Genomic DNA, 8550 nt, shown 5'->3' with positions numbered 1-8550 from the left:
GAAAACGTAAAATCCCCATCAAGCACTTGAATCATGTGTTTGATGGGGATTTTGGAGTTTCTGGTGAATAATTCAGGAGTACACCTCTTGGTATGCGCAAAAGTCTTTTAAGCGTAACGGGAAGGTTTACTATCAGGTCACTTGCAATAAGGTATCAGGCTACGTCTGGCATGGTTACTTAACGCCAGCTATTTCTAAGCAAATTGGCTCGTTCAAGTCAGATAGCAGTTATATTAACTATTTGGAAAATGATAAATCCCAAAAGCTGTCCCGAGCTGTTTTGAAATATTTCCCTGGTGCAACAGTCAGCTTAGATTTATCTCGTCGAGGGGCTGGTCAATTTGTAAACAACAGAGCAATGACAACCAGTAATTATACAAGTGTTATCAATTTGACGTCACTCAGCCATGAACTAAAAACATCATATGGTAGTACGTATAGCGAAACAATGATGAATACACTGGATTTCCCTATAACTTCAACTAATGCGCATGTTGCAAAAGAGGTTAATAGTATTCTTGTTAAGAATGGCTACACACAGAAGAAAATTAAAGGTCTAATTAATCAGGGATATAAGCTTGGAATTTACATCAATGGTGGTACAGGAATTACTGCTGGTAAGAAGGGCTATCCTTGGACAATTAACACGAATACAAATACGATGAATACTTCAGCACTGTACTTGGCAAAATAATAGGCTGTTTCTGTTTACGATGAACGAAAGCCAGCAATCTTACGTTACGTAGGATTACTGGCTTTTTTATTTTTACCATTAACTATTTTGCTATTCAGTAGAAAACTTAGCCCAACTTCTTTTCGATGTTGGCCAAGGTGACTTCTGCCGTGTCCGCGAAGACCATGTCAGCGGCACCCAGTTCAGTCGAATCGCCGATACCCAGTGAAACTTCGCCGGCAGCGTTGATGGCTTGGACCCCAGCAGCGGCGTCCTCGACCCCGATACACTGGTTGGCTGGCAAGTTCAGCAATTCCGCACCCTTGGTGTAGATTTCTGGGTCTGGCTTGCCGTGGGTCAAGCTGGCTGGGTCAACGATCTTAGGGAAGTAGTCGGCCAGTTCCAATTTGCCCAAGACGCGAGGGGCGTTCTTGGAGGCAGAAGCCAAGGAAAGTTGGTAGCCCTTAGCACGTAAGTCATCCAGGAAGGCCTTCATGCCGGGTAAAATGTTAGCGGGCGTCATCTTGTCCACTTCGGCCACGTAGTTCGTGTTCTTTTGAGCGGCCAATTTTTCCTTTTCGGCTTCGGTGTAGTCGTTTTCCTTGCCACCGGCCTTTAAGATCATTTCCAGGGAATCCATTCGGCTAATGCCCTTTAAGCCGTTGCCCAGTTCCTCGCTCCAAGCAACGCCCAGTGAGTCGGCGAGTTGGTGCCAAGCGGTCCCGTGCAAGATGGAGGTGTCGGTGATGACACCATCGAGGTCAAAAACGAATCCTTTAATATCAGCAAACTTTGTCATGAAAAAACACTCCTTAATCGGTTATGGTTTGTGAAACGTTAGGTTTTAGTGAAACAGTTTGTTGCCCAATTTGAATAGTAGCGGCGTGGTCGGCTTGCACCGTGACGTGATGGTGATCGATGTCAAAGGTGTAGCGCGTGCCACGTAACAGGTGTTGGAACTTAACGGCTTGCCAGGCCTCGGGGAGGTGCGGGTTGACCGTTAAATGGTCGCCCAGAGCATCGACCCCGGCGTAGTAGCGCGTGGACATCAGGGTCACGGCACCCATGACGCCGAGGTGAATGCCCTCGGCTGTGGTGCCGCCCTGAATGTCGTAGTAGTCGGAGAACAGGGCCTGCGAGAATAATTGCCAGGATTGGTCCATGTTACCGGCCATGGCGGTCAGCGCCGCGTAAACAATGCGTGACAGCGTGGAGCCGTGAGTGGTCCGGTCGAGGTAGAATTGCAGGTTTTTCAGCAGATCCTGTTGTGGCAGTTCGTAGCCCAGTTGCTTGAGCAACCCCAGCACTTGCGGGGCATCCAAGTTGTAGAAGGCCATGAGCGCGTCGGCTTGCTTGGCGACTTGGTAGGCGTCGGGCGTCTTGCCCTCGGCCTTTAAAATGCGGTCCATCCGCGAGATGTCGCCGTATTTAGCCCGGTACTTGGTAAAGTCGAGCTTGGGCAGCTTGAAATATCCCTCAAACTGACCGATGATGCCCTCCGAGTTGATATCTAGTTTAAGGTGGTGGCTCACATCGTTAAATTGTTGCCGGACAGCCGCGGTGACGCCCGTCTTGGCGTCCACCGTTTTCAGGGTGGCGGCTGGTAAGTCTTGCCGTAAGTGATCGAGTTGGTTAAATAACCAGGTCACCATTAAATTGGTGTAGGCATTATTTGCCAGTCCGGTCGTATCGGCGTTGGGATAGTTCTCGTGGAATTCATCGGGCCCCATCACGCGGTCGATGGTGTAGCGGTGGTCGGCGTTGTCTAATTTAGTTTTGCTGAGCCAGAATTGGGCAATTTCTTGGAGCATTTCCAGTCCGTATTTCGCCATGAAATCCGTGTCGCCCGTGATGCGGTGATACATGATGACATTGTACGCGATGGCCAAAGACACGTGCCGTTGCAGAGACGAGTAATCCGGGTCCCAGGTGTTGGTCAACGGGTTAAGGTGGGTAACTTGCGATTGCTCGTCGCCGACCTCACCGGATTGCCACGGGTACATGGCGCCGGCATACCCCGCGTCCTTGGCGTTTTGCTTAGCGGCGGGTAGCCGGCGGTAGCGGTACATCAGTAGTTGCCGCGCCAGCTGCGGGTCGTGTAAGGCAAAGACGGGCAGGTCGAACATTTCATCCCAGAAGACGTGGCCCCGATAGGCTTCACCGTCGAGACCCCGGGCGTTGATCGACGCGTCAATTTGACCGGAGCGAATGGCCTGGACCGCCGAGAAGAGGTGGTAGAGGTTGACTCGTGTCAATTTTTGCGACGTGATGTCACCGGTGATCTGGAAGTCGGCGTCCGCCCAGCGCTTCTGCCAGTAGGCCGTGCTGCTAGCTAGGGTATCGGCGAAACTGGCTCGTTGCAGGTCCGTCATCGCCGCCTGGAGCACATCGCCGGTGGTTTCTCGGCTGGTGAACAGGACGATATTTTTCTCAAAGGTATAGGTCTGTTGCGGTTGTACGTCGACCGACCGCATCTGCCGAACCTGTTGCTCGGCGTTGGGCCGACCGTCGCTTGGCGTGGTTAACGCCTGACCGGGACCCGTGAGATGTGAGCCCAGGGCGAGGTCAACGTGACTGGCCCGCGTCTGCGCCTCGAGGAAAATGCTGTCGGGTTGCTGACTTGTGCCGGTCACACGCAAGTGATGCTGATCAAAGGCGTTGTAGCGTGACACGTTGCCGTTTACGACGCTCCCATCGATGGTGGAGTAGACCTGCAGACTGCCCGCGAAGTTCAACGGGGTGATGCTGTAGCGAATTGCCAACCTGTGCCAGTCCTTAAAGTTGGCGAGCTTGGTCGTCTTGATTTGCAGACTGTGACCGGTGGACAGCTGGACCAACATGGTGGTCGTCAGCGTCCCGGTGTGGAGGTCCAGACTCCGGTAGATGTCCTGGATGTCAGCGGCCTTGATTTGAAATGGGTTCTGGTGGTCGACGCCAAAGGAGAGGGCCTGCGCATTGGGTAGGTTGACCAAATCTTCGTTGGTGACGGCACGGCCGTTTAAATTGGTGGTCAACTGGTCATACAACCCAGCCGTGTACATGCCAGGATAGTTGTCGGCATCGGCGTGGGCTTCGGTATAGGCGCCCCGCAGGCCAACAAATCCGTTACCGACCGTCAGCATGGCCTCTTGCCCGTAGTTGCGTTTGCCTTGATACTGGCCGTAATAGTCCAGGTGCCAACTGAGGTAGTCGCGCTTGGCCTGTAGGGCAGCGGTCAACCCCTGTTTAGCAATCGCTTGGTTGCTGACGACGGGGATGTTTAGCATGTTGGTAATGGCCAGGCCAATATCAATGCGCTGATGGTTGATGCCGACGACGGTGTCGGAGAAGGGGTAACTCAGAGCGTTATCCACGACCGCGGCGTCAACGTCGAGCCCCGCCAGCTTGAGGCGCAGGTTCTCCAGGTTTTCCCCGATGGTCTGGTCCGAGTTGTAGGCAATAATAAATTGCCGCTCGCCAGCAGCGTCCGTCGGGTGGTAGCTCACTTCCAAGGAGTCATCTAAAACGTGCAATGTAATCATTTTCAAAGCGATATCGTCATCCTTTCTGCTAAATGATAGCGTATTCTTCACTCTCAATCTTAGGCTAACGCCGAGCAATTAGCAATTATTTCCGTTAAAAAACGCGAAATTTGTTAGTCCGAAGAACGCCTAAATGGCGCTATTGCAACCGATTGCAGTGATTGGACGTGGTTGGGTCAACGCCCGGTCAAACTGAGAAAAAGGGTACAAAAACCGGCTACCCAGAAAATTCAGGTAGCCGGTTGGTTTTTGAATGCGTTTAATGATGTGTGCGGTCGGTCAGATTAGTCATAAATTCAATATTAATTAATGGCTGAAAACTATGGTTAACTTAATTGAATAGGCAAATGACTATCTGCCTAACAAGCCAAATATCTGTGAGCTACAAGACTGGTGAAAATGAACCAGTTGTAGAAGTGACCAGAGGCGAGCCAAGGCGACCAGCTGTGTCGGTGGACTAGGCTGGAGTTTTATTCCAGCCTAGTCCACGGGACAACCTTTGAGACCGCTTTTTGGCTCAAAGTTGAGGTGGAAGCCTGTCTCACAGGCTGGAACCGGCCCCACAGCAGGGCGCCTTGAGCTCGCCGCCGGGAACGGATGCTCCCAGGCTCATTTTTAGTTGACGATGTACAGGGGGTCTTCGCCCTTGTCAACGCGAACCGCGTTCTTGGCAACAATCGAAGCCATGGCGTCCCGTGCTTCAACCGTGGCGTTCCCCACGTGAGGGGTCAGGATAACGTTTTTCAGGCCCTTGAAGCCGTCGTCAACGTTAGGTTCTGCTTCGTAAACGTCCAGGGCAGCGCCAGCTAATTCGCCGGTCTGTAAGGCTTCCAGCAAGGCAGCTTCGTCAATGACGGGACCCCGAGCGGCGTTGATCAAATAAGCAGACTTCTTCATCTTCTTAAATTGTTGTGCGCCAATCATGTGATGCGTTTGATCGTTCAATGGGCAATGTAAGGTTAAGACATCGCTCTTTTCCAGGACTTCATCCAGGGTAGCGTAGGTGGCGTTCAAACTACCTTCCGCAGCGGCATCTAGGGGATGACGTTGCGTGTAGATAATCTTCATGTCAAAGGCCGCCATCCGCTTGGCAACGGCTTGGCCAATTTGACCCATACCAACGATTCCTAAGGTCTTGCCGGCCAGTTCGTGGCCCAGGAAGAAGAGTGGGGACCAACCGTCGAAGCCCTCGGTGCGCATCAGTTTGTCACCCTCGACCATCCGGTGAGCCAACGTAATAATCAAGCCAGTCGTGACTTCAGCGGTCGAAACCGTGGAAACCTTAGGCGTGTTGGTGACGGGGATGTTCTTGGAACGGGCGTAGGCGGCATCAATGTTGTTGAAGCCGGCCCCATAGTTGGCAATAATCTTTAACTGAGGATCGGCATCGATAACGTCCTTGTCCACCTGAGTAGAAAGGGGCGTGATCAAATAATCCTTACCGACAATCCGCTTTAACAACTCGTCCTTCGTGATTAATCCACTGCCAGAATAGCTTTCAACGTCAAGTCCGGCATCGTTTAAAATGTCCAAAGCTGACTGGGGAATTGGTGCAGTTACTAAAACACTGGTCATGAGTGTCACTCCTTCAGTAAAATTTCATTTCACACGTCCATTGTAATCGTTTTCATAGAAGAAAGCATCCTCTGCTGAAAAATTTTTCGAAAAACGCCGCCAAACGTGGTAAGCTGTGAAAAGTAACTGGACCTGAAAGGGGAAGCGACTGTGAAAGTTTTAGCAATTATGTTGATCACCATCCTGACCGCCGGATTAGTGGGCGGCACCATCTGGTTAATGTTGACGCTGGCACTGGCCGCCTGGCTAGAGGTGCTGATTGGCGCCGTGGGTTTGGTTTTGGCGACGGTGATTAATTTGGCCATCTTCTGGTTTCTCTGGCCGCACCCAGCCCCCAGCGAAGACGACGAGGACTAACCAGTTTGTGCCTCAGAACTGGTGAAAATGAGCGCTGTCACGTTGGCGTGTAAAGGCGTTCCCGCCGGCGGATTCAAAGTACCCGGCTATGGGGTCGGTTCCAGCCTGAGGGGCGGGCTTCCACCTCAACTTTGAGCCTGAGGTACGGTCTCAAAGGTTGTCCCGTGGGCTAGGCTGGGGAAATACCCCAGCCAAGGCCACCGACACAGCCGGGAACTTTGATCCGCCTCTGGTCACTGACACGGTCCGTGCTGGCTCTTTTTCACCAGTCCGGTGGCTGACCTGGTTAGCTCCAGTCAGTATGTCGCTGGTCCTCGAGGGGGGCTGGCTGTGTGTTGTTCCTGGATACTGGTTATTTTCCTTCTTAATTGTGTTGCGTGATACTCAAGCAGATTAGTGAGTGGATGACTAACCTCTAGATGAAAAGATTTAACAATGAAGTAAATTGATTCAAATAGCGTAAATATGTAGAAAGAAACAGACAAGTAAAGGTCGATTGACCAGATTTCCGCTGTGTAAGCCGATAGGTCGAGAAAAATGGACTCAGCCGGGGGATTTTCTGAGAGTTTCTCTCAGAAAATGGCGACTTTGAGACTCGTTTCTCAGAGGCTCAAAGCGAGTTCGGAGACCGTACTTTGGCTCCGGACGTCCTGCCCCCAGCGTTCCAGTCCATTTTTCTCGGCCGGCAAGGCGCGGTCAACGAGAAATTTGGTCAAAAAAAGACCATTACGATAAGTCGCAATGGCCAAAGAGTAAGGTTACAACATAATTGGGGGATTATGTTGTAAAAAATTTCATCTACTTTGGGGGAGTAAAATGAAATCTGTCTGTTGAATGAGGACAGAAGCCTCACGCGTAAGTAAGGTAAATCCAAACTTACCCGCAACTCTATAGTAGCGCATTCCTCAGAAAATTGCCATTAAAATATAAATATTTTGCTAAATTGGTTGGCTAACGGTTGCGGACAACGCTTTGTGGTAGGCCACGGCCGATTACCCAGTTAGTTAGGCGAATCAACAAAAGTGAGAGGATGGTTTTACGTGTCAGAAAAAACGCTAAAAGTGGGTAGTTTCACGGTTTGGCTGTGGGTGATCCTACTCGTCATTATTTTAAATATCGTACAATTACCACTGATTTTCTTGGGCAACGGAACGGTAGCCGTGCGCCTGTTGTGGTCGGTCGTTTACCTGGTTGGGTTCGCGGCAGTCATCACCTTGGGCCTGTGGGTCTACCACCGGGTTCATCCGGTTAAATACCAGCGGTTGGTGGCAAAGGATTGGTGGTTGATGGTGCGGGGCTACGTCTTCGTGATTGTCGCTCAGGTGCTCTTGGGATTGCTTAACAACCTGTTCTATCATCAAACCAGCACGGCTAACAACCAAGCGATTGCGTCCTTCATGAATCAGGGACCGTGGACGCTGGTTCTGCTGAGTTTGACGGCTGTTCTGGCGAGTCCCATCATTGAAGAGGTGACCTTCCGGGGCCTGTTGGTCGATGGCTGTTTCCCCGCCAACATGTTTTGGATTCCCATCGTGGTCAGTGGGGTGGCCTTTTCCATCGTGCACATGAGCAGTAACCCCATTAGCTGGTTGATTTACGCGGTCATGGGTGGGACGTTTGCCTACGTTTATAAACGAACCGGTAAGCTGCAGAGCACCATCATCCTGCACGGGTTCAATAACCTGATTGCGGTAGGGGCCATGTTATTGTCGTTGCACTAGACGGATTAAGTCAACGTAAAATTAAAGCCGTTCCTGTTGCGAAGCTACTTGCTTCGTTGACGGGGACGGCTTTTTTTGGTGCTAAAGAAAAAATCCGGTCAACCTCATGGGAGGATGATCGGATTCGGTTAAGCTTGTTTATCCACTTGCTTAGCAATCTTGCGCTCTTGACTGACCGTATCGAGTTGACTCTTGACGGTGACCAGTTCGCTCATCATGCTATCAATTTCGTCGTTGGACATGCCCAGCAACGTTTGGCACTGACCGATACGTGCATAGACTTCGTCACGCTTTTCTTCGGCCATTTCGGTAAGGTGGATGAGGACTTGACGTTCGTCAGTCCGACTCCGGACCCGTTCGACCCAGCCCTGCTTTTCCAATCGCTTGAGGAGGGGCGTTAACGTCCCACTATCCAGCTCGAGGCGCTCACCTAGTTGATGGACGGTGAGCGGTGCATCTTCCCACAACACCAGCATTGCGATGTATTGTGGATAAGTTAAACCAAAGGGTGCCAAGGCACTTTGGTAAAAATGGTTGAACTTCTTGCTGGCAGCATAAATGGAGAAACACAGCTGTTCATCCAGTAGAATTGGGGTAACTTTCGGCATGGCACAGGCCTCCTTTCAATTACTTTCCAGAGTATTGTATACAATTAAATTGCCGCGTGCAAGTAATCGACCTCTCATTTAAGTCAATTGTTGGT

The 8550-nt window shown here is 51.0% G+C and carries 7 protein-coding genes; 3 read left to right on the top strand and 4 right to left on the bottom strand.

Translation table 11 applies throughout. The features are described 5' to 3' along the window. The first annotated feature begins 241 nt into the window (after positions 1 to 241). Positions 242 to 694, top strand: a complete 453-nt coding sequence (locus JUF13_RS10940; RefSeq protein ID WP_203639692.1) for a hypothetical protein — start codon at positions 242 to 244, stop codon at positions 692 to 694. A 106-nt stretch (positions 695 to 800) separates the two neighbouring features. Here JUF13_RS10940 and pgmB read toward each other — a convergent pair whose 3' ends face one another. The 3 genes from pgmB to JUF13_RS10925 form a co-directional block, all read right to left on the bottom strand. Beyond that, positions 801 to 1472, bottom strand: coding sequence for a beta-phosphoglucomutase (pgmB, locus tag JUF13_RS10935; RefSeq protein ID WP_125766188.1), 672 nt, complete (start codon positions 1470 to 1472; stop codon positions 801 to 803). A 13-nt stretch (positions 1473 to 1485) separates the two neighbouring features. Then, on the bottom strand, positions 1486 to 4200 hold the full coding sequence (locus tag JUF13_RS10930; RefSeq protein WP_203639691.1) for a glycoside hydrolase family 65 protein: 2715 nt from the start codon (positions 4198 to 4200) through the stop codon (positions 1486 to 1488). 609 nt (positions 4201 to 4809) lie between these two features. Then, on the bottom strand, positions 4810 to 5769 hold the full coding sequence (locus JUF13_RS10925; RefSeq protein WP_203639690.1) for a 2-hydroxyacid dehydrogenase family protein: 960 nt from the start codon (positions 5767 to 5769) through the stop codon (positions 4810 to 4812). Between the two features lie 150 nt (positions 5770 to 5919). Here JUF13_RS10925 and JUF13_RS10920 point away from each other — a divergent pair, with 150 nt between their 5' ends. Together JUF13_RS10920 and JUF13_RS10915 are read left to right on the top strand one after the other, a co-directional pair. Next, positions 5920 to 6126, top strand: a complete 207-nt coding sequence (locus tag JUF13_RS10920; protein WP_125766191.1) for a hypothetical protein — start codon at positions 5920 to 5922, stop codon at positions 6124 to 6126. Positions 6127 to 7166: 1040 nt separating this feature from the next. Further along, entirely contained in the window at positions 7167 to 7847 is a 681-nt protein-coding gene (locus JUF13_RS10915; RefSeq protein WP_203639689.1) for a type II CAAX endopeptidase family protein, read from the top strand. A gap of 128 nt (positions 7848 to 7975) precedes the next feature. On the opposite strand, the gene JUF13_RS10910 is transcribed toward JUF13_RS10915, so the two are convergent. Next, positions 7976 to 8455, bottom strand: coding sequence for a MarR family winged helix-turn-helix transcriptional regulator (locus JUF13_RS10910; protein WP_125766193.1), 480 nt, complete (start codon positions 8453 to 8455; stop codon positions 7976 to 7978). Positions 8456 to 8550 lie beyond the last annotated feature (95 nt).

It is taken from the genome of Levilactobacillus wangkuiensis (assembly GCF_016861605.1).
GTDB classification, from domain to species: domain Bacteria; phylum Bacillota; class Bacilli; order Lactobacillales; family Lactobacillaceae; genus Levilactobacillus; species Levilactobacillus wangkuiensis.
This window is presented reverse-complemented; position numbering and strand designations above follow the sequence as displayed.

Excerpts from the sequence above, each read along its gene's own strand:
- pgmB (WP_125766188.1), bottom strand. The coding sequence starts at position 1,472 with ATGACAAAGTTTGCTGATATTAAAGGATTCGTTTTTGACCTCGATGGT.
- JUF13_RS10925 (WP_203639690.1), bottom strand. The coding sequence starts at position 5,769 with ATGACCAGTGTTTTAGTAACTGCACCAATTCCCCAGTCAGCTTTGGAC.
- JUF13_RS10910 (WP_125766193.1), bottom strand. The coding sequence starts at position 8,455 with ATGCCGAAAGTTACCCCAATTCTACTGGATGAACAGCTGTGTTTCTCC.